This is a genomic window from Mesorhizobium sp. UC74_2, assembly GCF_042701485.1.
GTDB lineage: Bacteria > Pseudomonadota > Alphaproteobacteria > Rhizobiales > Rhizobiaceae > Mesorhizobium.
The window spans coordinates 5231977-5258499 of record NZ_CP170562.1; the positions used below are offsets into that span (position 1 = coordinate 5231977).

A 26523-nucleotide genomic window follows, 5' to 3' on the forward strand; every position below is an offset into this window, starting at 1 on the left:
CGTCAGAACTCAAGATGACGACTGCCGGGCGGCCTGTTGCCACCGTCGTGAACTGTGCCGCCGCGTCGGACGGCGGTTCGCTGTGGCTCCAGCTCTCGATCGATGGACAGATCAAGGATTACGGCCTCGACCGATCGCTCGCGTCGCGCGGCACCGCTCGCTATGGAAGCGTGAGTGGAGAGCGTGGCCCTCTTTCGAAAGAGGAAATCTCGGAGCTGGTGCTTATGCTTGATGTGCCCCAGCAGGGCATGTGCGCCGGGCTCGTCGAGGAGTTCGTGCGATTCCTGAAGACGTCGGGCCTCAGCTAGACTTCGCCAAGACGTCCGTCGAAAATACCGGCCAGTGTCCTGTCCCGGTGTGGCCAAATGGAAGCAGGCCCGGGCCTTTCGCCACAATCCCGCACGAAGGGCTCGACTCGCCTGCCCGCTTTTCCTAGAGCAAATCCAGCGTGAGGCCTTTTGCGGCGTCGCGGGTTCCCGGATTGCACGATTTCGAGCGGTCGCTGATGAAGAAACTGGTCACTTTCCTTCTCGCTTCGGTGCTGACCATGGCGCCGCTGGCTGCGGTGCATGCGACCACGCTGGTACCGCCCGGCAACCGCAATGCCGAACAGCCGCCAATCCCCGGCTCCTCCAGCAAGCGCACCAAGGCGACCAATACGTCTTTCGACGCCAAATACCGCAAGGTCTATGCTTTGCTGCAGAATGACGCCGAGCTGCGCGGCAAGATCAAGAAGGCCGCGGCTGCCTACGGTGTCGATCCCATCCACATCGTCGGAGCGCTGGTCGGCGAGCATACCTACAATGTCGGCGCGTATGACCGCCTGCAGACGTACTATGTCAAGGCGATGTCCTATCTCTCCTCGAAGCTGACCTTTGCCTACAAGGGCGAAGACGTCTCCGAATTCATCCGTCGGCCGGAATTCCAAAAATGCGCCAATGAGACCGGCAGCAACGACATCTGGGAATGCCGCGAGCAGGTGTGGAACCGCTCCTTCAGGGGCAAGACCGTTGGCGGCACGAGCTTCCCCAACGACCGCTTCGGTGCGACCTTCTTCCAGCCCTATTATGCCGGCCAGACCTTTGGCCTCGGCCAGCTCAACCCGCTGACGGCGCTGCAGATGAGCGACATGGTCAACAAGGTGTCGGGCCTGCCCAGGCTCGACGTCGACGACCCGAACGAGATCTACAAGACGATCATGGACCCGGACATGACGCTGCCCTACGTCGCCGCGATCGTGAAGACCTCCATCCAGGCCTATCGCAACATCGCCGGCTTCGACATCTCGCAGAACCCGGGCCTTACCGCCACGCTCTACAATGTCGGCAACCCGGAAGCGCGTGCCTCCCAGCTGAAGGCCGAAAACGACCGCCGCCGCGCTGCCGGCGAGCCGGAAAAGCTGCCTGAGGAGAACTACTACGGCTGGCTGGTCAACGACAAACTGGCCGAGCTGAAGGCGCTGTTCTAGTTTTCGACCCGTCGCCCCGGCCGTTTCGGCGTTGAGACTTCGCTGAACGTTCGAGAGCGCATTTGTCATGCGCATGGAGCTTGACGGCTCTCCGGAGTATGGAATAAACATTTCATACAGAATATTTCTGGTTCTTTCGTTCTAAAATCCGGACGAAGGCTCCTGCTCTCCAGCCCTTATCGATGAGGTTGTCATGACAGTGCGTTTTGGTCTCCTCGGTGCCGGACGTATCGGCAAGGTGCACGCCCGGGCGGTCGGCTCGAACCCGCAGGCCAAGCTGGTCGCCGTTGCCGATGCCTTCGAGAAAGCGGCCAAGGAACTGGCGGCGGGCTACGGCGCGGAAGTCCGCTCCATCGAGGCGATCGAGAAGGCTTCGGACATCGACGCCGTCATCATCTGCACGCCGACCGATACCCATGCCGATCTGATCGAGCGCTTCGCCAGGGCCGGCAAGGCGATCTTCTGTGAGAAGCCGATCGACCTCGACGTCAAGCGCGTCGAGAAATGCCTGGCCGTGGTCGACAAGACCAAGGCGGCACTGATGGTCGGCTTCAACCGCCGCTTCGATCCGCATTTTGCCGCGGTGCGCAAGGCGATCGACGACGGTGTCATCGGCAAGGTCGAGCAGGTGGTGATCACCTCGCGCGACCCCGGTGCACCGCCGGTCGACTACATCAAGCGGTCGGGCGGCATCTTCCGCGACATGACCATCCATGATTTCGACATGGCGCGTTTCCTGCTCGGAGAAGAACCGGTTGCGGTGTCGGCCCACGCTTCCGTGCTGGTCGACAAGAAGATCGGCGAGGCCGGCGACTTCGATTCCGTCAGCGTCATCCTTGCAACCGCATCGGGCAAACAGGCGGTCATCTCCAACTCGCGCCGCGCCACCTACGGCTATGACCAGCGCATCGAAGTGCACGGCTCCAAGGGCATGGTGGCGGCCGAGAACCAGCGCCCCGTCTCCATCGAAGTGGCGAGCGAGAAGGGTTACACCCGGCCGCCGCTGCATGACTTCTTCATGACCCGCTACATCGATGCCTATGCCAATGAGATCGCTACCTTCATCGAGGCGACGACCACCGGCAAGAAAGCCTCGCCCAGCGGCATCGATGGCCTGATCGCGCTGAAGATCGCCGATGCGGCGCTCAAATCCGCCGTCACCGGCAAGACGGTTGCGATCAAGGCGAGCTGAACAATGTCGGCGCAGCTAAACTTCGCGCTGAACCATATGGCGACACCCCGGCTGAACTGCCGGGAATTCCTCGACCTCGCTGTGTCGCTTGGCTGCATCGGCGTCGAGCTCCGCAATGACCTGGCCGACAAAAGGCTCACCGATGCCGCGTTCTTCGATGGTGAAGCGCCGGAAGCGATCGGCGCCCATGCCCGATCGAACGGCGTCCGTTTGCTCGGACTGTCCGAAGTCTATGGTTTCAATGCCTGGTCGGATGCGATGCGCGCCAGGGTTCAGCTGCTGATCGACCAGGCGGGACGGGCTGGCGCGGAATCGATCAGCCTGATCCCCCGCAACGATGCTCCCCAATATGGCGAAGGCGAACGCGAAGAGGCGTTGCGCCGCTCGCTGGGCGAAATCCTGCCCATGCTGGACAAGGCCGGTCTCATAGCGCTGATCGAGCCGCTGGGCTTCACCTCGTCATCATTGCGCCTCAAGGCGGACGCCGTCGCGGCCATCGAAGCGGCCGGCGGCAAGGCGCGTTATCGATTGGTGCACGACACCTTCCACCACCACCTGGCGGGCGAGAAGGAATTCTTCCCCGAATATACCGGCATCGTCCACATCTCGGGCGTGGTCGATCCCGCGCTGACGGCGGAAGAGATGCGGGACGAGCATCGCATCCTCGTCGACGGCCGTGACCGGCTCGGAAATATCGAGCAGATCCGCGACCTGCTTTCCCTTGGCTATGGCGGACCGTTCTCCTTCGAACCGTTTTCGCCGGATATCCACGCGCTGGACAATCCCGCCGTGGCGCTGCGCAACAGCATGGACTTCATCCGCGACGGTCTTGCCTGAAAGGCGGCTTGACCGGCGTGTTGAAGCAGGCGGGGGTCGAACAGATCGGAACCGGGAGGCCTGAATGACCACACTCGATACACGCAACAGCGCGACGCGCGCGCTGATCACCGGCGGCGCACAAGGGGTCGGGCTGGCCGTGGCACGGCAGCTCGTCGACGAAGGCTGCAAGGCGCTGGTCCTGCTCGGACGTTCCGAGGCAAAAGGCCGGACCGCCGTCGCCGAACTGGAAAAGAAGGGTGCCGAAGCGATCTTCGTCAGCGCGGACCTCGCCGACCCGGCCGCCTGCCTCGCTGCCGTTGAAACAGGCTTGAAGCGGTTCGGCAGCCTGAATGCCCTGGTCAATGCGGCAGCTTCGGCCGCGCGCGGCTCGCTGGTCGAGACCACACCCGACATGTTCGACGAGATGTTCGCCATCAATGTACGCGGGCCGTTCTTTCTGATGCAGGGGCTGGTCAAGCATCTGCTTGCGAGCGGTCAGGCAGGCTCCATCGTCAACGTGCTCTCGGTGAATGTGCATGGCGGCCAGTCCTTCCTGTCGTCCTATTCGGCAAGCAAGGGTGCGCTGGCGACACTGACGAAGAATGTCGCCAACGCCTATCGCCGCAACCGCATCCGCTGCAACGCGGTGCTGCCCGGCTGGATGGACACGCCGGGCGAGGCCGACACGCAGGCGAAATTCCATGGTGCGGGAGCCGACTGGCTGGCCAGGGCCGAGGCTGGCGCGCCGATGGGGCAGCTGGTGAAGACGCATGAGATGGCGGGCCTCATCACCTACATGCTGTCGCCCCAATCCGGCGTGATGACCGGCGCGCTGGTGGATTACGACCAGAACGTGCCGGGCATCATCGGCGAATAGGCGGGCCGGCAACGAACCGCGCGACGACGACGCGTTCTGGTCGGTTGGGACAAGGGGCGTGACAAACACCGCGGCTTCCGTTACAAGGCACGCCATGATCCACCTGACCGCCTCGTTTTGGTACTTTAGCTACGGTAGCTCGCTGGCGGCGGGAGGATTGCGCTCGATCTGAAGATTGCAGCATAAAGATCCGAACAGCCGCCAGACCTGGCGGCTTTTTTGTTTCAGCCGGCAGGTCTCCCAACCAGGAGCAGAAAGCCGTGTTGACCACCACTGACGACCTTCGGGTCAAGGAACTCAAGGAACTGAGCACACCTGACCAGGTGATGCAGGAGATACCGCGCACGCTGACGGCGACCCGAACGGTCACCGCCTCGCGCAATGCGATCCATGCCATGTTGACCGGCACCGACGACCGGCTGCTGGTCGTGGTGGGTCCCTGTTCGATCCACGACCCGGCCGCGGCCATAGACTATGCCAACCGTCTGGCGGCGTTGCGCGAAAGTCTGTCCGACCGGCTCGAGATCGTCATGCGGGTCTACTTTGAAAAGCCACGCACCACGGTCGGCTGGAAGGGCCTGATCAACGATCCCGATCTCGACGGCAGCTTCAACATCGACAAGGGGCTGAGACTGGCGCGCAACGTGCTGGCGGCGGTCAACAATCTCGGCCTGCCGGCAGCGACCGAATTCCTCGACATGACGACGCCGCAATACATCGCCGACCTCGTCGCCTGGGGCGCGATCGGTGCGCGCACGACCGAAAGCCAGATCCATCGCGAACTGGCATCGGGCCTGTCCTGCCCGGTCGGCTTCAAGAATGGTACCGACGGCAATGTCCGCATCGCTGCCGACGCGGTGAAGTCTGCGGCGCACCCGCATCATTTCATGGCGGTGACCAAGGGCGGACGCAGTGCGATCGCGGCCACCACCGGCAACGAGGATTGCCATGTCATCCTGCGCGGCGGGCTTGCGCCGAACTATGACGCGGCAAGCGTCGAGGCGGCCAGTGCGGAACTCACCCGCGTCGGCCTCGCCCCGCGGCTGATGATCGATGTCAGCCATGCCAACAGCAGCAAGAAGCCGGAGAACCAGCCGAAGGTCGCGGCCGACGTGGCGGCACAGGTCGCAGCAGGTGACGAGCGCATCATCGGCCTGATGATCGAGAGCAATCTCGTCGCCGGCCGGCAGGATGTCGTGCCCGGCAAGCCGCTGGTCTACGGGCAGAGCATCACCGACGGCTGCATCGACTGGGCAATGACCGAGACGGTGCTGCGCGGGCTTGCCGATGCGGTCGAACATCGCCGCGCCGCACGCCATGCGCTGATCGCCAAGCGGCCCGGCGCGGCGTGAACAGTTGCCTGGCGGCGGAAGCGTCTTCGTCGCCAGGCGATCTCAGCGCACGTCGACCCAGCGCTTTTCCTCGAACGAGCGTGCCATGGCATGCACGGTACGCTCGATCTCCAGCCCTTCGTCAAACTCGATGAGGTTTGCCTCTTCGCCCCGGATGCGGCGGATCAGTTCCCGGCACTCGATCGTCTTGAGGTCGTTGAAGCCCAGTCCATGACCCGGCGCCGGGATGAAACGGTCATAAGGCTTGTGGACGGGTGCTGCCAGTATGGTGCGGTAGCCCTGCTCGGTGGCACGATCCGAGGTGACATAGAGCTGGAATTCGTTGAACCGTTCCTGGTCGAACAGGATCGAGCCCTTAGAACCGAATATCTGCACGGCAATGTGGCCCTTGCGTCCCCAGGCGGAACGATTGACGAGCAGCGTGCCCGAGACGCCATTGTCGAGATGGATGAGGCTGCTGGCGATATCATAGGTCTCGACGGCGCGGCGGCCCCCACCGGCCAGAGCACGGTCGGCATAAGGCCTGGCCATGTCGCACATCACGCTGGCCACACGGCCGAACAGGGCCTTCACCAGCGACAGCGGATGCACGGCGAAGTCATCGAGCGCGCCATAACCGGAAGCAGCCTCATGCTTCCAGTTGAACAGCGCCTCGGGAGCAGCCATGAAGTCTTCGTCCATCTCGATGCGCAGATGGCTGATATCGCCGATGACGCCTTCGTCAAGCAGCGCGCGGATGTGCCGGACCGTCGGGCCCTGGATATAGTTGTAGCCGAGCGCGGCAACCCTGCCGGAACGGCGCGACGCCGCCAGCATCGCTTCGGCATCGGCGAACGATGGCGCCATCGGCTTCTCGCACCAGACATGCTTGCCTGCCTCGAGGGCGGCAATGGCCATCTGAGGATGGAACTGGTTCGGCGTGGTGACCGAGACGACATCGACGGCCGGATCCTCGATCAGGCGGCGCCAGTCACTGGAGGCCTTGTCGAAGCCGAATTCGTCGGCACGCTGTCGCGCCAGTTCCGTACTGGCCTCGGCGAGATGGACAAGCCGCACCGGTTCGACATCGCCAAACACGGTACGCACAGACGTCCAGGCCAGCGCATGACACTTGCCCATGAAGCCGGTTCCGATCAAGCCAACGCCGATCATGTGCACTCTCCCTGACTGTGTGACGATACTCTTTTGAACTCTTTAGTCCATTTCTGTCTTTGATGGAATATATGATCCATTTTGGATGGCATCTTTTCCGCGAACCGCTATGCTCTTGCGATTGGAGACAGAACAGGGGATTCTTGAACCCATGAACCCTCGCCTGCCGCAAGACTACGAATCGCTCCGCAACCTCGTTCTGGAAAAGCGTTCCGCGCTGCCGAAGCGCATCGCGCAGATCGCGGCCTATGCACTCGACAATCCCGACGAAATCGCTTTTGGCACGGCCGCCAGCATCGCCGCTTCCGCCGGCGTGCAGCCTTCCACCCTTATCCGTTTCGCGCAGTTTCTCGGTTTCGACGGTTTCACCAGCCTGCAATCGGTGTTCCGCGAAAGGCTGCGCGAACGCACCGTCTCCTATGAAGACCGGCTGAAGGCACTGCGCGGCGGCGGTGTCACCCAGAACCGCACCATCCTCGACGGCTTCGTGGAGTCCGCGACACGATCGCTCGAAGCCGTATCGCGCGCGCTCGACGACGGCCTGCTCGACCGCGCCGTGGAAGTACTGGCCAGGGCCGAGACCATCTATCTGGTTGCGCGCCGCCGCTCCTACCCGATCACCTCCTACATGGCCTATGCGCTGGGCAAGCTGAAAATCCGCTACACGCTGGTCGAATCCGCCGCCGGCCTCGATCCGGAGATCATGTCGTTCGCCACGCCGAAAGATGCCGTGGTGGCCATCAGCTTTTCGCCCTACGCCTCCCAGACCGTGGACTATGCCCGCGTGCTCTCCGACCAGGGCGTGCCGGTGGTGGCCATCACCGACAGTGCCTTTTCCCCGCTCGCCCAGTCGGCCAAGGTCTGGTTCGAGGTGGCGGAGGCCGATTGCGCCGGCTTCCGTTCCCTGTCAGCCACCATGGCGCTGGCAATGACGCTGGCCGTGGCAACGGCCGAGCGGCGCAATGGAACGTGAATTCCAAAAATAGCCCAATCATTCCATATTGACTGTGGAATGGAATTAATATTTCATAGCCTGGAGTACCGACGGCGTCCTGGGACGCCAGAAAACCTGTCGTTTCAGGGAGGAAAGCATGGCGAGCCTTCGCAGCGCCGACAAGGCGCTCGACGTCATCACCATCGGCCGCGCCTCGGTGGATCTCTACGGTCAGCAGATCGGCTCCCGGCTGGAAGACATCACCTCCTTCGCCAAGTCGGTCGGCGGCTGCCCGGCCAACATCGCTGTCGGGACCGCGCGACTTGGCCTGAAGTCGGCACTGCTGACACGCGTCGGCGACGAGCAGATGGGTCGTTTCATCCGCGAACAGCTGACGCGCGAGAAGGTCAATGTCGATGGCCTGCGCACCGACCCCGAACGATTGACGGCTTTGGTGCTGCTCTCGGTCGAGGACGAGGGTGTCTCGCCGATGATCTTCTACCGCTCCGACTGCGCCGACATGGCACTGTCCGAAGACGACGTCGACGAGGCTTTCGTCGCGTCGGCCAGGGCCATCGTCGTTACCGGCACGCATTTTTCCCGCCCCAACAGTGACGCCGCCCAGCGCAAGGCAATCCGCATCGCCAAGGCAAATGGCGGCAAGGTGGTGTTCGACATCGACTATCGCCCGAACCTGTGGGGCCTGGCAGGCCATGCCGAAGGGTTCGGCCGCTACATCAAGTCCGACCGTGTCTCGGCACAGTTGAAGACCGTATTGCCGGATTGCGACCTGATCGTCGGCACGGAAGAAGAAGTGCTGATCGCATCGGGCGAAGGCGACCTGCTGGCGGCGCTGAAGACCATCCGTTCGCTGTCTGCCGCCACCATCGTGCTGAAGCGCGGCGCCAAGGGCTGCATCGTCTATGACGGGCGGATCAGCGATGACCTCGAAGACGGCATCGTCGGCGACGGCTTCGCCATCGAAATCTACAACGTGCTGGGTGCCGGCGATGCCTTCATGTCCGGCTTCCTGCGCGGCTGGCTCGGCGGCGAGGATCTGGCGACGGCTGCCACCTGGGCCAATGCCTGCGGGGCGTTTGCGGTGTCGCGCCTGCTCTGCGCACCGGAATATCCGACGTTCACGGAACTGCAGTTCTTCCTGGGGAACGGCTCGAAACACCTGGCGTTGCGCAAGGACGAGGCGATCAACCATGTACATTGGGCGACCACCCGCCGCCGCGACATCCCGCTGCTTATGGCACTGGCCTGCGACCATCGTGTGCAACTGGAAGATATCGCGAGCAAAGCCGGCGCGGATGTCTCCCGCATCAACGCCTTCAAGGTGCTTGCGGTGAAGGCTGCCGCGGAAGTTGCAGCCGGGCGCGACGGCTACGGCATGCTGATCGACGAGAAGCATGGCCGGGAAGCGATGTTCGAATTCGCCCGTCATCCCTTCGCCTGGCTCGGCCGCCCGGTCGAACTGCCGGGCTCGCGACCCCTGCGTTTCGAATTCAGCCAGGATATCGGATCGCAGCTGGTCGACTGGCCCGTCGATCACTGCATCAAGTGCCTGTGCTTTTATCACCCAGACGATCCGGAGGCCCTGAAACGGGAGCAGCAGGAGAAACTGCGCGCTCTGTTCGAGGCCGCACGCAAGGTCGGCCGCGAACTGCTGGTCGAGATCATCGCCGGCAAGCATGGCAAGGTTGACGACGACACCATTCCGCGTGCCCTTGAAGAGCTCTACGCGCTCGGCATCAAGCCCGACTGGTGGAAGCTGGAGCCACAGGCTTCGGCCGGCGCCTGGGCGAAAGTGGAGGAGACGATCGTGCGCAATGATCCGCTCTGCCGCGGTGTCGTCCTGCTGGGCCTCGAGGCGCCGCTCGACGAACTTGAGGCGGCTTTCGCCGCTACCGCGAACGCGCCGATCGTCAAGGGTTTTGCAGTTGGCCGCACCATCTTTGTGCACGCAGCCGAACAATGGCTTGCCGGCAAAATGAACGACGAGCAGGCCGTCGAGGATATGGCGCGGCGCTTCGAGGAATTGACCAGGGCCTGGCTTGCCGCACGAGACCGCAAGGCGGCATAAGACCGGTCGGAGGAGACGCATGATGACCAAGACCGTTCGCCTGACCATGGCGCAGGCGCTCACCCGCTTCCTCGCCGCCCAGATGACCGTGATCGACGGCGAAAAGCTGCCGATCTTCGGTGGCGTCTGGGCGATTTTCGGCCATGGCAATGTCGCCGGCATCGGCGAGGCGCTCTATCAGCTGCGGGACGAATTGCCGACCTTCCGCGCCCACAACGAGCAGGCCATGACGCATGCGGCGATCGGCTACGCCAAGGCGCATTTCCGCCGCCGTTTCATGGCCGCCACCACCTCGATCGGTCCAGGCGCGGTCAACATGGTCACGGCCGCAGCGCTCGCCCACGTCAACCGGCTTCCGGTGCTGCTTCTGCCAGGCGACGTCTTCGCCAACCGCCTTCCCGACCCGGTGCTGCAGCAGGCCGAGGATTTCTCGGATGGCACGGTTTCCGTCAACGACTGTTTCCGCCCGGTCTCCCGCTACTTCGACCGCATCACCCGGCCGGAACAGATCATTCCCGCACTGGCCCGCACCATGCAGGTCCTGACCGATCCCGCCGAATGCGGCCCGGTGACGCTTTCGCTGTGCCAGGACGTCCAGGCGGAAGCCTATGACTATCCCGAGCGCTTCTTCGAGGAGCGCATCTGGCAGGTGCGCCGGCCTCGCCCCGACCGCACCGAACTGAATGACGCCGTCGCGGCATTGAAGGCCGCCAGGAAGCCGCTGGTGATCGCCGGCGGGGGCGTGCTCTATTCCGGTGCGTCCGCCGAGCTGGCACGTTTCGTCGAAGCGGCCGGCATTCCGGTCTGCGAGACGCAGGGCGGCAAATCCTCCTTGGCCGACAACCACCCGCTCAACATGGCGGCTGTCGGCGTCACCGGCACCACGGCCGCCAACCGGCTGGCCGAAGAGGCGGACGTCGTTGTCGCGGTCGGCACCCGGCTGCAGGATTTCACCACCGGCTCCTGGGCGCTGTTCCAGAATTCCGCCAAGACCATCATCGGCCTCAACGCACAGCCCTTCGACGCCGGCAAACATCGCGCCTTGCCGCTGGTGGCGGATGCCGCGGAAGGACTGGCGGAGCTGGCGGCCGGCCTGAAGGGTTGGAAAGCCCCGGCGAGCTGGACGGAGAACGCCACCAAGGGCAAGAACGAGTGGCAGGCCGCCGCCGCCAGGGTCACGGCTCCAACCAATGCGGCCTATCCTTCCGACGCGCAGGTGATCGGCGCGGTCCAGCGCGCGATGGGCTCCGGCGTAACCGTGCTGCATGCCGCCGGCGGGCTGCCGGGCGAACTGCACAAGCTGTGGCAGGCCGGCGCGCCGGGTTCGTATCATGCCGAATACGGCTTCTCGACCATGGGCTACGAGATCGCCGGCGCGCTCGGCGCCAAGATGGCAAGGCCGGACCAGGAAGTGGTCGTCATGCTCGGCGACGGCTCCTACCTCATGCTCAATTCCGAGATCGCCACTTCGGTGATGCTCGGCCTGAAGCTGACCATCGTCCTGCTCGACAATCGAGGCTATGGCTGCATCAACCGGCTGCAGATGGCGACCGGCGGCGCCAACTTCAACAATCTGCTCAAGGATGCCCGCCACGAGACGCTGCCCGACATCGACTTCGCTGCCCATGCCGCGAGCCTCGGCGCGGTCGCGCAAAAGGTCTCCTCGATCGCCGACCTGGAAAGCGCCCTGGCGAAAGCGAAGACCAACAGTCGCACGACGGTGATCGTCATCGACACCGACCCCTCGGTATCCACCGAGGCCGGCGGGCACTGGTGGGACGTGGCGGTGCCGGAAGTGAGCGCCCGCAAGGAAGTCACCGTCGCCCGCAAGGGCTATGAGGAAAAGCGCAGGCTGCAGCGCGTCGGCGACTGAGTTTGCGACCCAATCATCGAGATCGGAGTTTATGAATTGAAAGCCAAACTGGGCATGTCCCCCATCGCATGGTGGAACGACGACCTCGTGGAACTGAGCGACGACGTCTCGCTCGAGGAATGCCTGAGGCAATCGCGTTCGGCCGGTTTTACCGGCATGGAGCAGGGTCGCCGTTTCCCGGGCACACCGGAAGAGATGCTGCCGATCCTGAGAAACGCCGACGTCACGCTGTGCGGCGGCTGGTTTTCCGGTACGCTGGTCAATGAAGAGCTCGCGGTCAACAAGGACCGCATCGCCCCGATGATCGAGCTGTTCAAGGCGGTCGACGCGCCCTGCATCGTCTATGGCGAGGTCGGCCGTTCGATCCAGGGCGACCGCTCCAGGCCGCTCGCCACCAAGACCGTGCTGAGCGATGACGAGATGAAAGCCTATGCGCGCAAGGTAACGGAGTTCGGCGAATGGTGCGCGGAACAGGGCATGCCGCTCTCCTACCACCACCATATGGCGGCGGTGGTGCAGTTCGAGCACGAACTCGACACTTTCATGAAGCATTCGGGCGAAGGCATTCCGCTGTTGCTCGATGCCGGCCACCTGGCCTTCGCCGGCGGCGATGTCCTGCGCGCCATCGACAATCATCACCGGCGCATCAACCATGTGCACGTCAAGGACGTGCGCATGGACGTCATCAAGGCACTGGACTGGCAGAAGCAATCCTTCCTCGATGCAGTCGCACTTGGCGCCTTCACCGTGCCAGGTGACGGGTCGCTGGATTTCGGCGCGATCGTGCAGAAGTTCGCCGGCTATGGATATGAAGGCTGGTTCGTCGTCGAAGCCGAGCAGGATCCGAAGAAGAACCCTCCCCTGAGGATGGCCCAGGTCGGACACAAGGAACTGATGCGCGTGATGACTGCAGCAGGCTATACGGTAGAGACACAGGGCTTCCCTACCAGTTGAAGAAACGGACATCGCGATGAACAAGGACAACCAGCATCCCTTCTTCCGGCCATTGTGGCGCCGGCTCGCGGTGATTGCGGTGTGCGTGATCTGGTCGGCCGTCGAATTCGCGGTGGGAACGCCATTCTGGGGTACGCTGGTCGGAGGCATGGCCGTCTACGCCGTGTGGACGTTCCTGATCAGCTACAAGCCCGACGACGGAAGCCAACAGCCAGGTGAAACCAAGACGCCCGAAACCGGGACTGCCGACAACAGGGATTGAGGAACGAACATGTCGAAACTGCTGGTGAAGGCCAGGACAGGCCATGGCCATGTCGCAAACGTCACGCCGCAGAACGCCGGCTGGACGCATGTCGGTTTCGACCTGCACCGGCTGGCGCCGGGACAAAGCGTGTCAGGCGAGACGGGCGACCGTGAAACCTGCCTGGTGTTCGTCACCGGCAAGGGCAAGGCCACGGCCGGCGGGCAGAAACTCGGCCTGCTCGGCGAACGCATGTCGCCTTTCGACGGCAAGCCCTGGTCCGTCTACGTGCCGCAGGGCTCTGGCTGGTCCGTCATCGCGGAGACCGAACTGGAGCTTGCCGTCTGCACGGCACCGGGACTGAATGGCGGCCTGCCGGTGCGGGTGATCGGACCCGACGATCTCGGCCAGGAAACGCGCGGCAAGGGCACCAACACCCGCTACGTCACCAACATCCTGCCTGAAGGCGAGCCGGCGGATTCGCTGCTGGTGGTGGAGGTGATCACGCCGGGCGGCCATACATCCAGCTACCCGCCGCACAAGCACGATCAGGATAACCTGCCCGCCGAATCCTATCTGGAAGAGACCTACTATCACCGGCTCAACCCGCCGCAGGGCTTTGCTTTCCAGCGCGTCTATACCGATGATCGCTCCCTGGACGAAGCAATGGCGGTGGAAGACGGCGACGTGGTGCTGGTGCCCAAGGGTTACCACCCTTGCGCCGCCTGCCACGGCTACGATCTCTATTATCTCAACGTCATGGCCGGGCCGAAGCGGACGTGGAAGTTCCACAATGCCGTGGAGCATGAGTGGCTGGTAAGCAGGTAAGGGAATAGGGGAGTAAGGCGGTAGGACAAAAAGGGCTGTTGAACGACACCAGCCCGCTCCCTTATTCCCCCATTTTCCTACTCCCTTATTCGCAGCATGTGATTGTCCCAGACAAAATCCGGCTCCTTCGCCGTGTTGCCGTCGGGCTGCATGATGACGCCGGCGCCAGTGGTGGCGAGGAACCCGTCATGGTCGGGCGCCAGGCCGCAGACCTCGGTCAGGCTGCTGGTCTTGAGCACCTTGCCGCTGGCCGCCTCGATCACCGCGAAGGCATTGCCTTGCGGTGATGACACGGCAACCGTGCCGGCATCCGGATTGGCGGCCACCGAGCCGATATAGTTGCGGAAGCCGGTCAGCACATCCTTCGGCATGTCGAGCAATGCGAGGTCCTTGCCGCGCTCGGCACGCCCGACCAGCAGCGGCTGCTCCGTCGCCGGTCCGCGATGCTGGCAGCCGAACCACACCGTGCCCCTGGCGTCGAGATCCATGTGGCGGATGGACAGCTGATGCAGCGCCGGCGGCAGCTCATGCTTTTCGATCAGGTCGCCGGTGACGCGGTCGACCAGCACGTAGGACGGCTTCATGGTGGCGATGTTGAGCTCGGCGCGACCGAAATCGGGATGCGTCTCGATGCCGCCATTGGCAATCGCGATGGTGCGGCCATCGCCGAGCAAAAGCAGTTCGTGCGGACCGACGCCGTAGGTGGGGAACTCGCCGATGCGCTTGAAGCCAGCCTTGGTATCGTAGACGCCGACCATGCCGGCGGCATTGTCGAAGTCGTTTTCGGTGGCGTAGAGCAGCGCGCCATCGGTCGAGAACGCGCCATGGCCGAAGAAATGCCGATCGGGCAGGCTGGCTATGGTCAGCGGTTCGCTGCGGCCCTTGTGGTCGAAGACGACGAAGAACGTCCCTGGCTGGCGGGCGAACACTGCCGAGCGGCCCGAGACCGGGTCGAAGGTGACGTCATGGCCGCGATCGGGCAGATCGACCGCATGCAGCATTTTTCCGGCTTCGGACAGCACGGCAGCGCCATAGCTGCCGTCGCGTTTCATATAGGCAGTGGCAAAGACGGCATCCGCCGCCAGCGTCGCGGCCCAGGCCTTCGGCGCCAGCGCCGCCAGAAAGCCGGCGCCTGCCGCCTTGAGAAAATCACGGCGATCGATGAGTGGCGTGCGCATGGGGATGACCTCAGAGCAATTCCGGAAAGATTGAAGCGCTTCCGTGAAAAACGGAAACGCTCTAGTCGCCATCCAGCGAGGAAAAGCCGGCGGTCAGGCCGAAGGCGCCCGACAGCCGTGTGCCGAACAGGTTGCTCAGGCTGCTGGTGATGAGCTGGAAGTGCTCCAACGCAGCGCGACGCTTCGGGTCAGCCAGAACCTCGGTGGCCGGGCCGGATGCCTCCTTGGCCGCGGCAACACTGTTGACCATCTGGATCCCGATCGAATCGGCGATCCAGCGTTCGTCCTTGGGCAGCGCATCGCCGAGATTCGAAGCCTGGAACAGGCGGTTCATGCCGTCGAGATTGGCCGCAAGCGAGGCGCCGGTGAGGCCCGAGCGCCAATAGATCGCCTGCTTTGGCTTGTCCTCATCCGGGCTGGCCCCAAAGAAGCTCTTCAGGCGCTGATCCCGCACCAGCTCAAGTCCGTTGATGAAGGCGCCCATCAATTCGGTCACCGCCTCACTGCCGTCGCGGTAGAGTGGGTTGTCAGGACCGGGGCTCGCCCATTGAGCGGCGAAACCATCCGGCTTCGCCCAGGCAGCAGACACCTCGGTGGCGATCGTCTCGATGTTGCCGGCGATGGCCAGGCCGTAGGCGCAGCGATAGGCGCCGTCCTTGCCGGCGAGTGTCTCCGCGTCCTGGCCATGGAGGACGAATTCCAACGCACCCAGCCCCTGCATGGCGATGCTCTTGCCGGCAACGCCGGTAGCATCCGCGGCTGATGCGTCCTTATCGGCCAGTGCCGCCTGTACCTGCTTCAGGCCAAGTCCCTTGCGGTCCGGCCAGTAGAGCATGCGCTCCAGACGGTTGTTCTCGGTGATCGGCCCGAAACGAACGATTTCGACGGTCGACCAGGCCGTCACCGCGCCTGCGAACTCGGTTCGCGCGGTATCGAGAGCCTGTTTCGACGGCGCCGCGCACAGGGCCTTGACGGCCTTGGCTGTCGACGCCGTGTGTTGCTGCAGCGACGCGTAGGCCGGGCGGATGAAGCCATCGACCGCGCCGTTGACGACATCCGAAGCCTGCACGGCCGCTCCGGCCGGCTGGGCAGCGGCAAGGGCCATCGGGAAAACAAGCAGCGCGGAAAATTTGCTTAGGCGTTTCATCATAGCGACTCCAGGAACTTGATCAGCGCGTCACGCTCGCCGGCGCCGGCGGCGGCGAAGCGGTCGCGGGCCTTCCGGCCTTCGCCGCCGTGCCACAGGATAGCTTCGGTCAAATTGCGGGCACGGCCGTCATGCAGGAAGAAAGTGTGACCGCTGACACGCTGGGTCAGGCCGATGCCCCACAGCGGCGGCGTGCGCCATTCGTTGCCGGTGGCGTCACCGACGGCCTGGCCATCTGCCAGCCCTTCGCCCATGTCGTGCAGCAGGAAATCGGAATACGGCCAGATCAGCTGGAACGACTGCGCCTTGTTCGGTGCATCGCGGCGGGTGACGAATTTCGGCGTGTGGCAGGACGCGCAGCCCATTTCGTAGAAGGCCTTCTTGCCTGCCAGCACGGGCTGCTTGTCGACGTCGCGCCGTGCCGGCACGGCAAGGTTCTGCGAGTAGAAGGTGACCAGATCCATCACCGGCGTTGGCGCCTCCACTGGCCCGAGCCGCTCCTGAACGCCGTTCGGCATATCCAGGCAGGCTTTCTGGGCCTTGGTGCAATCGCCCCAATGCCTGGGCACTTCCGGCGTCGAAATGCCGATGTCGCCGGCAAAGGCATCCGCCGATTGCTGGCGGATCGATGGCGTCTGCGCCTTCCAGCCGAAGCGACCGAGGGCGAGTTCACCGGTGAGCTCGTCGCGCACGATGTTGGGGCGACCGGAGATGCCGTCGCCGTCGCGATCTTCAGGATCAGCATTGGCCAGGATGTCGGCGGGATGAATCTGCTCGATCAGGCCAAGCCCGATCATGGCCGGGGTCACGCGCGGCGACAGCGTCGTGGCCGGATCCATGGGACCATAGCCGAGACCGTCGACCACATAGCTCGGCTTGCGCAGCGACACTTTGGTGCCGTCACCAAGCGTCACCGGTTGCTCGACATAGGTGATGCGCATGCGTCCTTCGCCGACAAGGCCGGGAACGGCGAGGTCCTGCAGCTGCGTGCCGTAGGTCGGGTCGGGAAAGTTCAGCACCTTGCGCTCGGCGCGCTGCGCTTTTTCTTCCTCGGTCGAGGCCTCGCGCGCCAGTCTCAGGAACATCGAGGTGGCATCGGCTTTGCCTTCCGGCGGGTGGCCGCGGCCGTCCTTTAGGTGGCATGTCTGGCAGGCACGGGCATTGAACAGCGGCCCGAGCCCATCCGACGCCTGCGTCGACGATGGCGAGGAGACCCAGTTCTTGCGGAAAATGGCGTTGCCGAGCTTGAAGGTGCCTTCTTCCTCGAAAGTGATGTTGGCCGAGGACTGTGAAAAAGCGTCGGCGGTGACGCGTTTCCTGGAAGTGCCGGCGCCGCCCTGCATCAACTCATACTCCTCCGGCCTGGAGAAGTCGGTCGTCGGCCTGGTGATGGCCTCGACGCGAGCGCGATCCTTTTCGGAAAGATCGGTGCGCGCGGTCGGCAGATCAGGCGCATCGCCGGCCAGCACGAGCGCGGTCGGCGACATGGTTGCAAGCAACACGACAATCGCCAGATGATTGGTATGTCGAAAAATACCGACCACCCCGGTGGCGGGTTGGTCGGTTTGTTCAGCTTTCCATCCGCGTGATGCGCGGCGCAACAAGTCTACGATGCGCCGCATGCGCGCATGTCCTATTCCGCTTCGTTGGCCGAATCCGCGTTGAGCAGGCCATACTTCTCTTCGCCGAGCGAGCCGAGCAGATCGAGCTGGGTTTCGAGGAAGTCGATATGGCCTTCCTCGTCGGCGAGCAGTTCCTCGAACAGCTTCATGGTCACATAGTCACCATGCTCGTGGCAGATATCACGCGACTGCTTGTAGGAGGCGCGGGCGTCATATTCGCCGGCCAGGTCCGATTCCAGCACTTCCTTGACATTCTGGCCGATCCGCAGCGGCGCGACCGACTGCAGGTTCGGATGCCCCTCAAGGAAGATGATGCGGGCCACCAGCTTGTCGGCGTGCTGCATTTCCTCGATCGATTCCGCCCGCTCCTTCTTTGCGAGCTTGGTGTAGCCCCAGTCCTCCAGCAGGCGATAGTGGACCCAATACTGGTTGACGGCACCGAGCTCTAGGAACAGAGCTTCGTTAAGCCGCTCGATGACCTGTTTTTCGCCCTTCATGGGTTTTGCTCCCGTATTGGACGCGCAGTTCTCTCACGCGATCCAGATGTGAAACGATATCCACGCCGCCCGCCTCCGAGCGGGCGTGGTAGTTCTCGGTGACCCGAATGATCGTTTCCACCACATTTGGGAAGCAGCCGCAACAGCGACCACGCTTGCGCATCGAATGGTAGACCTTGGCCGGCACGATAAGCTGCCAGGGATCCTCATCCAGCAGGGCGATGATGGCCTGCTCGATCTCCTTTTCAGTGATGATATTGCAATGACAGATCAGCATTTGCGGTTCTGGATGGCTGGCGGCGCTTCATCGGCGCCGCGTGGCTTTCTGGGTTTCTCTCAACACCCGCCTGAACGGCAGGTGCCACGCTCCTACTTGAACACCTTCTCGGGCGAATCGAGGCTGGCCGAACCTTCGAAGGCGATGGCGTCCAGCTTCAGTGCCGCAACGACGCGTTCGATCGACTTGGTCTGGTCGACCAGCGCGTCGATCGCCGCCTGCACGGTGGCATTGCCTTCCTTGTTGCCTTCGCCGATCTGCTGGTCATAGGCCTCGCCTTTTTCAGCGCGCGCCTTGATCGCTTCCATCTTGGCAACGCTGGTTTCCAGCTTGCCGGTGAGCTCCTTGTCGAGCGCCGGATCGGTCGCCTTGACGAGATCCGCCACCGAAGGACCGGAAACGGTGCTGCCGTCGACGCGCTTGTAGCTCGCGAGGTAGGCGTCACGGATGCCAACGGCATCATAGAGGTGCGAGTTGTAGGTGTTGTCGGAGAAGCAGTCGTGCTCCTCTTCCGGATCGTGCAGCAGCAGGCCGAGCTTCATGCGCTCGCCGGCCAGTTCGCCATAGGAAAGCGAACCCATGCCGGTGAGGATGACAGCGATGCCGGCCTTCGGATCGCCTTCCTCCAGCGCCTTGCGCGCCGCGCCGCCGTCCTTCCAGTTGCCGACCATCTCCTGGAGGTCGTCAACCAGCAGGTCGCTGGCCGCCTTCAGATATTCGGCACGGCGGTCGCAATTGCCGCCGGTGCAGTTCTTGGTGTCATAGTCGGTAAAGGGGCGATTGCCGGCCCCCGGCCCGGTGCCGTTCAGGTCCTGGCCCCACAGCAGGAATTCGATGGCGTGATAGCCGGTAGCGACGTTGGCCTCGATGCCGCCGGCTTCCTGCAGCGAACCTGACAGGAATTCCTTGGTCAGCTTCGACGCATCGACCTTCTTGCCATCAATCTCGATTTCCTTGTTGGCGATGACATTGGCCGTATAGAGCGCGTTCTGGTCGGAGTCCGTGCCATAGCTCTTGTCGACATAGTCGATCAGGCCCTCGTCCAGCGGCCATGAATTGACGCGGCCTTCCCAGGCATCGACGACCGGGTTGCCGAAACGATAGACTTCGGACTGCTGATAAGGCACGCGCGCCGCCTTCCAGGCGGTGCGGGCCGCGTCCAGCGTTTCCTGCGACGGCTTGGCGATCAGCGCATCGACGGCCGCATCCAGCGCCTTGGCGGTGGTCAGCGAGTCCTCGTATTTCGCCAGCGCGATATCGGAATAGGTCTTGATGACCGCCTTCGGATCGGTCTCTGCCTTGGCAGGCAGCGCGAAAACGGCCGTGGTCAACGCCAGCGTGGCGGCGATCGCGGCAATCTTGCCGCCGAAGCGTGCCGTCACCTTGTTGTTCTGCATTTCAAACGTCTCCCTCGGGACCATCTTAAAGACCGACCACCCGCGCCGGGAAGCAAGGCCCGACCGGCAGATGGCGCAATGTGTGAGAAAAAGGCGTGCAGACGCGGCGACGGTTGTCGCCAAAGGCCGAGCGGATAACCGCCGAAAGGCGCGGCGCACGCGGGAAAAGCAAAGACTGCCTCCAATCGAAAGGGTTCAAGGCCCAGACATCAAAGGAATGCGCGGGGTTGCGCGAGCCTCCATAAAGCTGCGAGAACGGCGAAAGTCAACGCAAATCGGCAATAAAGCCTTTCAAAACAATAGTTTGGAACTATTCTAAACTAGAAGGATCAAGTTTAAACCGGACAAGCTAGCGGATCCTCACCCACACCTCGCCAGCTTAGCTTTTGTTTTATCAAGCATTCTCGCCGCAAAACCCCGGCGGATTTTGGCACGCAACTGCCATGGCCCGGAAATGGCATTGACAGCCGGCTGTCCAGGGTGCGACCCGGATGTGGCCTCTTGCGGCGGCAGCGGACAATCGCCACTTGCGGCTTCGATCTAAATTCCATGTGAAGGCAGGTTGCGATGAAGAATGGTGTCGTCATTGTCGGAACTGGCCATGCGGGGGTTCAGGCCGCGGCCAGCCTGCGCGAGGAGGGCTATGACGGCCCGGTCGTGCTGCTCGGCGACGAGACCGACCTGCCCTATCACAAGCCGCCGCTGTCCAAGACCTTCATCAAGGACGCCGAGGCCAAGCCGCAGCCGCTGCGCGGCGAAACCTTCTATTCCGGCCACAACATCGACCTGCGCCCCGGCCTGCGCGTCGAGCGCATCGATGCAGGTGCTGGCGTCCTCGACATTGCCGGCGGCGGCACGATCCCTTTCGACCGGCTGGTCCTGGCGACCGGTTCGCGGCCAAGATTGCTGCCCCTCCAGGGTGGCGACCTCGCCGGTGTGATTTCCCTGCGCTCGCTGGACGATGCCCGCATCATCCGCGATCTAAGCGCAGCGGCTTCGGATGCCGTCATCCTCGGCGGCGGTTTCATCGGACTGGAGATCGCGGCGACGCTCAGTGCCGGCGGGCGCAAGGTGACCGTGATCGAGGCGGCCGACCGGGTGCTCGGCCGTGCCGTGGCGCCGGTGATCGCTGCCCATGTCCATGAGCGGCTGATAGCCGGCGGCGTGCGTATCCTGACCGGCACGACCGTAGCCAGGCTGGAGGGCGAAAACGGCCATGTCGCTGCAGCCGTCACCTCGTCCGGAGACCGGCTGCCGGCGCAACTGGTCATCGTCGGCATCGGCGTGGTGCCGAATGTCGAGCTGGCCGAGGCGGCGGGCATCGCCACCGGCAACGGCATCCGCATCGACACAAGCATGCGCACCTCCTTGCCGGAGGTGCTGGCCGTCGGCGATGTCGCCAACTACCGGCATTGGGCGACGGACACCGATGTGCGGCTGGAGTCGGTGCAGAACGCCACCGACCAGGCAAAACTTGCCGCCCGCACCATCCTTGGCCGCGAAGAGACCTATTCGGCGGTGCCATGGTTCTGGTCCGACATCGGCGACATGAAACTGCAGATGGTCGGGCTGACGGCGGCCGGCGACCGGCACATCGTCGTGGGCGACGCCACCGAGAACAAGCTGTCCGTCTATCATTTCTGCGGCGACCGGCTGATCGCCATCGAATCCATCAATCGGCCGGCCGACCATATGCTCGGCCGCAAGATGCTCGGCGCCGGCTTCTCGCCAACGGCCGAGCAGGTACAGGCCGGACCCGACACGCTGAAAGCTGCCCTCGCCGCACACCAGCAGGCTGCGCCTGCCGCCTGAGCGACGCGCACACGCCAGGAACTGGATCAGGGCTCACGCGCCGCGTGGAACTGCGTGAACACCGGCTGACACGCTATGGGATTTTCGGTTGCGCCGCGCGGCTGCAATTGAGTTTCCACGAGGTCGAGCTTGCAGAACCCATCGGATAAAGCGGCCGAAGGCCAAGCGCCCTCGCAGCTGGGGCTGGCCGTGCTGATGGCGGTCGCCGCGATGATCTCGGTGCAACTGGGGGCAGCGCTGGCAAAGCCGGCGATGGACAGTTTCGGCCCGTTTGCGGTGACCTGGGGCCGCCTTGCCTGGGCGGCGATCCTGCTGTGGCTGATCGTGCGCCCCGATATCCGGAGCTACCGGCCGCGGGACCTGGCTGCCGCGATCGCCCTGGGCGCCACGATCGCGGTCATGACACTCACGTTCTACCTGGCGATCATGCGCGTGCCGCTTGGCCTTGTCGTCGCCATCGAGTTCCTTGGGCCACTCAGCGTTGCGGCATTCGGCTTTGCCCGCAGCTGGCGCCTGATCTGGCTGGTGCTGGCCTTCGTCGGTGTGCTGCTTCTTGTGCGAAACCTCGAAAGCTGGACGATCGATCTGCTTGGCCTGGTGTTCGCGCTGGCGGCGGGCACAGGCTGGGGCACCTACATCGTGCTGAACAAGCACGTCGGCAGCGCCTTCAAGGGTCTCGACGGCCTGGCCATCTCCTTCGTCGCGGCGGCGCTCATCGCCACGCCTTTCGGCCTGTACGAGACCGGCCTCGGCCTTCCCGGCGGCCTGATCGTGCAAACGGTCGGGCTCGCGGTCCTGACCCCGCTCTTGCCCTATGTGCTGGAAATGCAGGCCCTGCGCAGATTGCCCTCGGCCACGTTCGGCATCCTGATGAGCGCCGAACCCGGTATCGGCGCGCTTGCCGGCTATCTCATCCTGCACGAGCCGCTGAGCCCGCAGCAGATCGCGGGCATCGCCTGCGTCATCTGCGCCAGCGTCGGGGCAACGGTCAGCGCCCGAAGCTGACGTCCGGCGACGATAAAAAAGCCGGCGCTCTAGTGCGCCGGCCTTTCCATTCAGAGCTGCAGATAGAGCTTAAGCCCTTACTTCACGGATCGAAGTCTCCAGGATATCAAGCGCCTCGGTCATGACATTGTCCTGGACGGTGATCGGCGCCAAGAAACGGATGACGTTGCCGTAGACGCCGCAGGTGAGCAGGATCAGGCCCTTGTCCAGGGCCTTCAGCCGGACATTGTTGGCGAACTCGGCCGACGGCAGCTTGGTCTTGGCGTCGTTGAACTCGACCGCATTCATGAAGCCGGGGCCGCGGATGTCGACGATCTCGGGCACGTCGTCGCGCAGGGCTTCCAGCCGCTGCTTGAGCCGGGAGCCGAGCAAATTGGCGCGGTCGTTGAGCTTTTCTTCCTCGATCACGTCGAGCACCGCATTGGCGGCGGCGACGCCGAGCGGGTTGCCGGCATAGGTGCCGCCGAGACCGCCGGGGTTCGGCGAGTCCATCAGTTCGGCGCGGCCGGTGACGGCGGAGAGCGGGAAGCCGCCGGCAAGGCTCTTGGCCATGGTGGTGAGGTCCGGCGCAACGTCATGATGTTCCATCGCGAACATCTTGCCGGTACGGGCGAAGCCGGTCTGCACTTCGTCGGCAATCAGCAGGATGCCGTGCTGGTCGCAGATCTTGCGCAGCGCCGCGACGAAATCGCGCGGCGCTTCGTAGAAGCCGCCCTCGCCCTGCACCGGTTCGACGATGATGGCGGCGACGCGGGCCGGGTCGACATCAGCCTTGAACAGCTTGTCGAGCGCGGCCAGCGAATCCGCCGTGGTCACGCCGTGCAGCGCGACCGGGAACGGCACGTGGAAAACGTCACCCGGCATCGCGCCGAAGCCGGCCTTGTAGGGCTGGACCTTGCCGGTCAGCGCCATGCCCATGAAGGTGCGGCCATGGAAAGCACCGGTGAAGGCGACGACCGCCTGGCGGCCGGTGGCGTGGCGCGCGATCTTGACGGCATTCTCGACCGCCTCGGCACCGGTGGTCGCGAAGATGGTCTTCTTGTCGAACTTGCCCGGCAGCAGTCCGTTCAGGCGCTCGGCCAGACGCACATAGTTCTCATAAGGCACGACCTGGTGGCAGGTGTGGGTGAAACGGTCGAGCTGCGCCTTGACCGCCTCGATCACCTTGGGGTGGCGGTGGCCGGTGTTGACCACGGCGATGCCGGAGGCGAAGTCGATGTAACGGCGGCCCTCGACGTCCCAGATCTCGGAATTTTCGGCGCGTTCGGCATAGATCTGTGTCGTCATGCCGACGCCGCGTGAGATGGCGGCATTCTTGCGGGCGGAAATGGTCGCGTTGCTCATCGTGCTTCTCTCCTTGGGGCTTCGTTGCCCTGTGTCTTGCGGCCTTCGCTAGCCTTCTGGCTTTATTTTCGATGCAACTCAAGCCGGCAGCCTGGATCAAGCCATTGGGCCTGCGCAAGTCGCCTTTCTCCGGATTCCGCCGCGTCAGCGGTACGGAATCAATGACCTATTTCAAATTCCGGACCGCAAGGTATCCTGCCTCCCGGTAGCGCTCCTCGCGTTGAGGCGCGCCCGGCGCGGAGGTGTTCCATGGCGAGACGACGACCAGTCGCGTTGAGAACCGCAGCTTGCCTGCAACCGTCCATGCCGCGCACGGCCTGCATGCTCCTTGCCGCGGCGGCAACCGTGGCGCTTGTTTCCGGCTGCCAGCGGCAGGAGGCCCGGAAGGCTGAAAAGCTCCCCGTTCTGGTCGCCACGCAGAAAGCCGCGATTTCGGACTATGCCGACACGGTGTCGCTCACCGGTGTGATCGCCGCGCGCACGCTGAACAACCTCTCCTTCCGGGTCGGCGGCCGGGTTGCGGAACGGCTGGTCGAGGTCGGAGACCACGTCGACACAGGCCAGGTGCTGGCCCGCATCGACCCGCAGGAGCAGGAATCGGATCTGAGGACGGCGCAGGCGAACCTGGATGCGGCGCAGGCACAGCTGACGCAGACGTCGGCCGCCTTCGACCGCCAGAAGACGCTGCTTGGGCAGGGCTATACGACACGGCGCGACTACGATCAGGCCGACCAGGCGCTGAAGGTGGCGCAGGGCAGCGTCGAAGCGGCACGGAGCGCGCTCGCCAACGCCAGGGAAAACCAGTCATTCACCGAACTGCGCGCCGGTGCGCCGGGCATCGTTACGGCCCGCACGGTCGAGGCAGGCCAGGTCGTGCAGGCGGCGCAGACCGTCTTCGTCGTCGCCGAGGACGGCGACCGTGACGCGGTCTTCAACGTTCAGGAGACGCTGGTGGCCGGCGTGCATGGCAGCGGGCCGCCACCCGTCACCGTCGCATTGCTGGCGAACCCCAAGATCACGGCGCAGGGTGTCGTGCGCGAAATCTCGCCTGTGGTGGACCCGGCTTCCAGTTCGGTGCGCGTCAAGGTCGCCATCCCCGAGACCCCATCCGCGATGCCGCTTGGCGCGGCGGTCGTCGGCAGCGTCAGCGGCATGCACGGCCAGGCGGTGACGCTGCCCTGGCAGGCGCTGACCTCAAGTGACGGCAAGCCGGCGGTCTGGGTGGTCGATCCCGCCAGCAAGGCGGTCGCCATCGCCCCCGTGACCGTGCTTGCCTATGGCACCGCCACCGTCGCCATAGGCGATGGATTGAAGGCAGGCCAGACCGTCGTCACGGCAGGCGGCCAGTTGTTGAGCCCCGGCCTGGTTGTCGAGACCACGGAGGCGGCGCAATGAGGTACATGCTGATCCTGACAGTTCTGCCTGTTGCAGCGCTGCTTTCCGCCTGCTCGCAGGAGAAGGATGACAAGACGGCGGAGACGCCGCGACCGGTGCTGTCGGTCGTGGTGCAACCCCGCGCGGCCGAGAGCTTCGGCTTCGCCGGCACCATCGAGCCGCGCTACAGCGCAGGCCTTTCCTTCCGGCTGCTCGGCCGCGTCGTCGCCCGCGACGTCGATGTCGGCGACACCGTCGCCAAGGGCGCGACGCTCGCCGCGCTCGACCCGACCGCGCTCGACCTTGCCGTGCAGGCGGCCAAGGCCGAACTCTCCAATGCGGAGGCGCAAGCCGCCAATGCCAATGCCAGCGAAGAGCGCATGCGACAGTTGCTCGCTTCGAAGAACGCCTCGCAGGCTGTCTACGACGCCGCCAAACAGGCGCAGCAGGCGGCCAACGCCAATGTCGAACGCGCCCGCGCCTCGCTGGCCAAATCAGAGGAACAGCTGGGTTACGCCCGGCTTTTCTCGGATTTCGACGGGGTCGTGACGGCGGTCGGCGCCGAGGTCGGCCAGACCGTTTCGCCCGGGCAGATGGTGGTCACCGTGGCCCGTGCCGACACCCGCGAGGCGGTCGTCGACATTCCGGACTGGCTGACCGGCGACCTTGTCGCCGACGCACCCTTCGAGGTTGCGCTGCAGTCCCTGCCGTCGATCAGGACGCAGGGCAAGCTGCGCGAACTGGCGCCGCAGTCCGACGATTCCACCCGCAGCCGTCGTGTCAGGCTTTCCTTGATCGATCCGCCGGATGCGTTCCGGCTGGGCTCGACCGTCACGGTGACCCGCGCGTCGACCATCAAGCCAGCGATCGAGCTGCCGTTATCGGCACTGCTGGAGAAGGACGGCAGGACCCAGGTCTGGATCGTCGACGAGAAGACGGCAAGCGTCGCTCCGCAGGATATCCAGGTGACCGCCCGCACCGGAGGCACCTTCACGGTGGCGGACGGCCTGGCCGCCGGAACGCGCGTGGTAACCGCCGGCGTCCACAGCCTGACGCCCGGCCAGAAGATCAAGCTGCAGTAGGAGCGGACA

24 protein-coding genes are annotated in these 26523 nt (G+C 64.1%); 16 read left to right on the forward strand and 8 right to left on the reverse strand.

Going from position 1 to position 26523, the window contains the following annotated elements; all coding sequences use genetic code 11:
* Window positions 1–14 precede the first annotated feature (14 nt).
* The 6 genes from ACFJIU_RS25460 (at window position 15) to ACFJIU_RS25485 (ending at window position 5708) form a co-directional block, all read left to right on the forward strand.
* Window positions 15–308 carry a hypothetical protein gene (locus tag ACFJIU_RS25460; RefSeq protein WP_379064660.1) on the forward strand — a complete coding sequence of 98 codons (294 nt, stop codon included), beginning with the start codon at window positions 15–17 and terminating at the stop codon, window positions 306–308.
* A 239-nt stretch (window positions 309–547) separates the two neighbouring features.
* A complete protein-coding gene (locus ACFJIU_RS25465; RefSeq protein WP_379073218.1) occupies window positions 548–1468 on the forward strand; it encodes a DUF1402 family protein in 921 nt (306 codons plus the stop codon).
* A gap of 193 nt (window positions 1469–1661) precedes the next feature.
* Window positions 1662–2660: an inositol 2-dehydrogenase gene (iolG, locus tag ACFJIU_RS25470; protein WP_379064662.1), complete on the forward strand. Its 999-nt coding sequence runs from the start codon at window positions 1662–1664 to the stop codon at window positions 2658–2660.
* Between the two features lie 3 nt (window positions 2661–2663).
* Window positions 2664–3497 (forward strand): TIM barrel protein, encoded by an 834-nt coding sequence (locus ACFJIU_RS25475; protein WP_379064664.1) that lies wholly within the window; start codon window positions 2664–2666, stop codon window positions 3495–3497.
* 64 nt (window positions 3498–3561) lie between these two features.
* Complete coding sequence (locus tag ACFJIU_RS25480) at window positions 3562–4356, forward strand: SDR family oxidoreductase (protein ID WP_379064666.1); 795 nt, start codon at window positions 3562–3564, stop codon at window positions 4354–4356.
* 260 nt (window positions 4357–4616) lie between these two features.
* Window positions 4617–5708 carry a 3-deoxy-7-phosphoheptulonate synthase gene (locus tag ACFJIU_RS25485; RefSeq protein WP_379064668.1) on the forward strand — a complete coding sequence of 364 codons (1092 nt, stop codon included), beginning with the start codon at window positions 4617–4619 and terminating at the stop codon, window positions 5706–5708.
* Window positions 5709–5750: 42 nt separating this feature from the next.
* On the opposite strand, the gene ACFJIU_RS25490 is transcribed toward ACFJIU_RS25485, so the two are convergent.
* Window positions 5751–6860, reverse strand: a complete 1110-nt coding sequence (locus ACFJIU_RS25490) for a Gfo/Idh/MocA family protein (protein WP_379064670.1) — start codon at window positions 6858–6860, stop codon at window positions 5751–5753.
* A 151-nt stretch (window positions 6861–7011) separates the two neighbouring features.
* Here ACFJIU_RS25490 and ACFJIU_RS25495 point away from each other — a divergent pair, with 151 nt between their 5' ends.
* From ACFJIU_RS25495 to iolB, 6 genes are all read left to right on the forward strand, one after another.
* Window positions 7012–7833, forward strand: coding sequence for a MurR/RpiR family transcriptional regulator (locus ACFJIU_RS25495; protein ID WP_379064672.1), 822 nt, complete (start codon window positions 7012–7014; stop codon window positions 7831–7833).
* A 118-nt stretch (window positions 7834–7951) separates the two neighbouring features.
* Window positions 7952–9883, forward strand: a complete 1932-nt coding sequence (gene iolC, locus ACFJIU_RS25500) for a 5-dehydro-2-deoxygluconokinase (protein WP_379064673.1) — start codon at window positions 7952–7954, stop codon at window positions 9881–9883.
* A gap of 22 nt (window positions 9884–9905) precedes the next feature.
* A complete protein-coding gene (gene iolD, locus ACFJIU_RS25505; protein ID WP_379073219.1) occupies window positions 9906–11756 on the forward strand; it encodes a 3D-(3,5/4)-trihydroxycyclohexane-1,2-dione acylhydrolase (decyclizing) in 1851 nt (616 codons plus the stop codon).
* Window positions 11757–11792: 36 nt separating this feature from the next.
* Window positions 11793–12710, forward strand: a complete 918-nt coding sequence (gene iolE / locus ACFJIU_RS25510; RefSeq protein WP_379064675.1) for a myo-inosose-2 dehydratase — start codon at window positions 11793–11795, stop codon at window positions 12708–12710.
* Between the two features lie 16 nt (window positions 12711–12726).
* Window positions 12727–12972: a DUF3329 domain-containing protein gene (locus ACFJIU_RS25515; RefSeq protein WP_379064677.1), complete on the forward strand. Its 246-nt coding sequence runs from the start codon at window positions 12727–12729 to the stop codon at window positions 12970–12972.
* A gap of 9 nt (window positions 12973–12981) precedes the next feature.
* Window positions 12982–13779 (forward strand): 5-deoxy-glucuronate isomerase, encoded by a 798-nt coding sequence (gene iolB / locus ACFJIU_RS25520; protein ID WP_379064679.1) that lies wholly within the window; start codon window positions 12982–12984, stop codon window positions 13777–13779.
* A gap of 77 nt (window positions 13780–13856) precedes the next feature.
* Here iolB and ACFJIU_RS25525 read toward each other — a convergent pair whose 3' ends face one another.
* The 6 genes from ACFJIU_RS25525 to ACFJIU_RS25550 form a co-directional block, all read right to left on the reverse strand.
* Window positions 13857–14957, reverse strand: coding sequence for a DUF1513 domain-containing protein (locus ACFJIU_RS25525; protein WP_379064681.1), 1101 nt, complete (start codon window positions 14955–14957; stop codon window positions 13857–13859).
* A gap of 61 nt (window positions 14958–15018) precedes the next feature.
* On the reverse strand, window positions 15019–16107 hold the full coding sequence (locus ACFJIU_RS25530) for an imelysin family protein (RefSeq protein ID WP_379064683.1): 1089 nt from the start codon (window positions 16105–16107) through the stop codon (window positions 15019–15021).
* A complete protein-coding gene (locus ACFJIU_RS25535; RefSeq protein ID WP_379064685.1) occupies window positions 16104–17726 on the reverse strand; it encodes a di-heme oxidoredictase family protein in 1623 nt (540 codons plus the stop codon). Before ACFJIU_RS25535 ends, ACFJIU_RS25530 begins: the two co-directional genes overlap by 4 nt.
* 11 nt (window positions 17727–17737) lie before the next feature.
* Window positions 17738–18223 carry a bacterioferritin gene (gene bfr / locus ACFJIU_RS25540; protein WP_379064687.1) on the reverse strand — a complete coding sequence of 162 codons (486 nt, stop codon included), beginning with the start codon at window positions 18221–18223 and terminating at the stop codon, window positions 17738–17740.
* Window positions 18189–18500, reverse strand: coding sequence for a (2Fe-2S)-binding protein (locus ACFJIU_RS25545; protein WP_101939490.1), 312 nt, complete (start codon window positions 18498–18500; stop codon window positions 18189–18191). Before ACFJIU_RS25545 ends, bfr begins: the two co-directional genes overlap by 35 nt.
* A gap of 92 nt (window positions 18501–18592) precedes the next feature.
* Window positions 18593–19897 carry an imelysin family protein gene (locus tag ACFJIU_RS25550; protein ID WP_379064689.1) on the reverse strand — a complete coding sequence of 435 codons (1305 nt, stop codon included), beginning with the start codon at window positions 19895–19897 and terminating at the stop codon, window positions 18593–18595.
* Window positions 19898–20464: 567 nt separating this feature from the next.
* Between ACFJIU_RS25550 and ACFJIU_RS25555 the strand changes: the two genes are divergently transcribed.
* Together ACFJIU_RS25555 and ACFJIU_RS25560 are read left to right on the forward strand one after the other, a co-directional pair.
* Window positions 20465–21709, forward strand: coding sequence for an NAD(P)/FAD-dependent oxidoreductase (locus tag ACFJIU_RS25555; protein WP_379064691.1), 1245 nt, complete (start codon window positions 20465–20467; stop codon window positions 21707–21709).
* A 129-nt stretch (window positions 21710–21838) separates the two neighbouring features.
* A complete protein-coding gene (locus ACFJIU_RS25560; protein ID WP_379064693.1) occupies window positions 21839–22714 on the forward strand; it encodes a DMT family transporter in 876 nt (291 codons plus the stop codon).
* A gap of 69 nt (window positions 22715–22783) precedes the next feature.
* Here the strand turns inward: ACFJIU_RS25560 and ACFJIU_RS25565 are convergent, their stop codons facing one another.
* Window positions 22784–24058, reverse strand: a complete 1275-nt coding sequence (locus tag ACFJIU_RS25565; RefSeq protein ID WP_379064695.1) for a 4-aminobutyrate--2-oxoglutarate transaminase — start codon at window positions 24056–24058, stop codon at window positions 22784–22786.
* A 303-nt stretch (window positions 24059–24361) separates the two neighbouring features.
* On the opposite strand from ACFJIU_RS25565, the gene ACFJIU_RS25570 reads away from it, so the two are divergent.
* Both ACFJIU_RS25570 and ACFJIU_RS25575 read left to right on the forward strand, forming a co-directional pair.
* Entirely contained in the window at window positions 24362–25453 is a 1092-nt protein-coding gene (locus ACFJIU_RS25570) for an efflux RND transporter periplasmic adaptor subunit (RefSeq protein WP_379064697.1), read from the forward strand.
* Window positions 25450–26514: an efflux RND transporter periplasmic adaptor subunit gene (locus ACFJIU_RS25575; RefSeq protein ID WP_379064699.1), complete on the forward strand. Its 1065-nt coding sequence runs from the start codon at window positions 25450–25452 to the stop codon at window positions 26512–26514. The genes ACFJIU_RS25570 and ACFJIU_RS25575 overlap by 4 nt, the downstream gene beginning before the upstream one ends.
* Window positions 26515–26523 lie beyond the last annotated feature (9 nt).

Excerpts from the sequence above, each read along its gene's own strand:
- ACFJIU_RS25565 (WP_379064695.1), bottom strand. The coding sequence starts at position 24,058 with ATGAGCAACGCGACCATTTCCGCCCGCAAGAATGCCGCCATCTCACGC.
- ACFJIU_RS25515 (WP_379064677.1), top strand. The coding sequence starts at position 12,727 with ATGAACAAGGACAACCAGCATCCCTTCTTCCGGCCATTGTGGCGCCGG.
- bfr (WP_379064687.1), bottom strand. The coding sequence starts at position 18,223 with ATGAAGGGCGAAAAACAGGTCATCGAGCGGCTTAACGAAGCTCTGTTC.
- ACFJIU_RS25525 (WP_379064681.1), bottom strand. The coding sequence starts at position 14,957 with ATGCGCACGCCACTCATCGATCGCCGTGATTTTCTCAAGGCGGCAGGC.
- ACFJIU_RS25490 (WP_379064670.1), bottom strand. The coding sequence starts at position 6,860 with ATGATCGGCGTTGGCTTGATCGGAACCGGCTTCATGGGCAAGTGTCAT.
- ACFJIU_RS25535 (WP_379064685.1), bottom strand. The coding sequence starts at position 17,726 with ATGCGGCGCATCGTAGACTTGTTGCGCCGCGCATCACGCGGATGGAAA.
- iolC (WP_379064673.1), top strand. The coding sequence starts at position 7,952 with ATGGCGAGCCTTCGCAGCGCCGACAAGGCGCTCGACGTCATCACCATC.
- ACFJIU_RS25555 (WP_379064691.1), top strand. The coding sequence starts at position 20,465 with ATGAAGAATGGTGTCGTCATTGTCGGAACTGGCCATGCGGGGGTTCAG.
- ACFJIU_RS25545 (WP_101939490.1), bottom strand. The coding sequence starts at position 18,500 with ATGCTGATCTGTCATTGCAATATCATCACTGAAAAGGAGATCGAGCAG.
- iolG (WP_379064662.1), top strand. The coding sequence starts at position 1,662 with ATGACAGTGCGTTTTGGTCTCCTCGGTGCCGGACGTATCGGCAAGGTG.
- ACFJIU_RS25575 (WP_379064699.1), top strand. The coding sequence starts at position 25,450 with ATGAGGTACATGCTGATCCTGACAGTTCTGCCTGTTGCAGCGCTGCTT.
- ACFJIU_RS25465 (WP_379073218.1), top strand. The coding sequence starts at position 548 with ATGGCGCCGCTGGCTGCGGTGCATGCGACCACGCTGGTACCGCCCGGC.
- iolD (WP_379073219.1), top strand. The coding sequence starts at position 9,906 with ATGACCAAGACCGTTCGCCTGACCATGGCGCAGGCGCTCACCCGCTTC.
- iolB (WP_379064679.1), top strand. The coding sequence starts at position 12,982 with ATGTCGAAACTGCTGGTGAAGGCCAGGACAGGCCATGGCCATGTCGCA.
- ACFJIU_RS25460 (WP_379064660.1), top strand. The coding sequence starts at position 15 with ATGACGACTGCCGGGCGGCCTGTTGCCACCGTCGTGAACTGTGCCGCC.
- ACFJIU_RS25550 (WP_379064689.1), bottom strand. The coding sequence starts at position 19,897 with ATGCAGAACAACAAGGTGACGGCACGCTTCGGCGGCAAGATTGCCGCG.
- ACFJIU_RS25495 (WP_379064672.1), top strand. The coding sequence starts at position 7,012 with ATGAACCCTCGCCTGCCGCAAGACTACGAATCGCTCCGCAACCTCGTT.
- ACFJIU_RS25480 (WP_379064666.1), top strand. The coding sequence starts at position 3,562 with ATGACCACACTCGATACACGCAACAGCGCGACGCGCGCGCTGATCACC.
- ACFJIU_RS25475 (WP_379064664.1), top strand. The coding sequence starts at position 2,664 with ATGTCGGCGCAGCTAAACTTCGCGCTGAACCATATGGCGACACCCCGG.
- ACFJIU_RS25530 (WP_379064683.1), bottom strand. The coding sequence starts at position 16,107 with ATGATGAAACGCCTAAGCAAATTTTCCGCGCTGCTTGTTTTCCCGATG.
- ACFJIU_RS25570 (WP_379064697.1), top strand. The coding sequence starts at position 24,362 with ATGCCGCGCACGGCCTGCATGCTCCTTGCCGCGGCGGCAACCGTGGCG.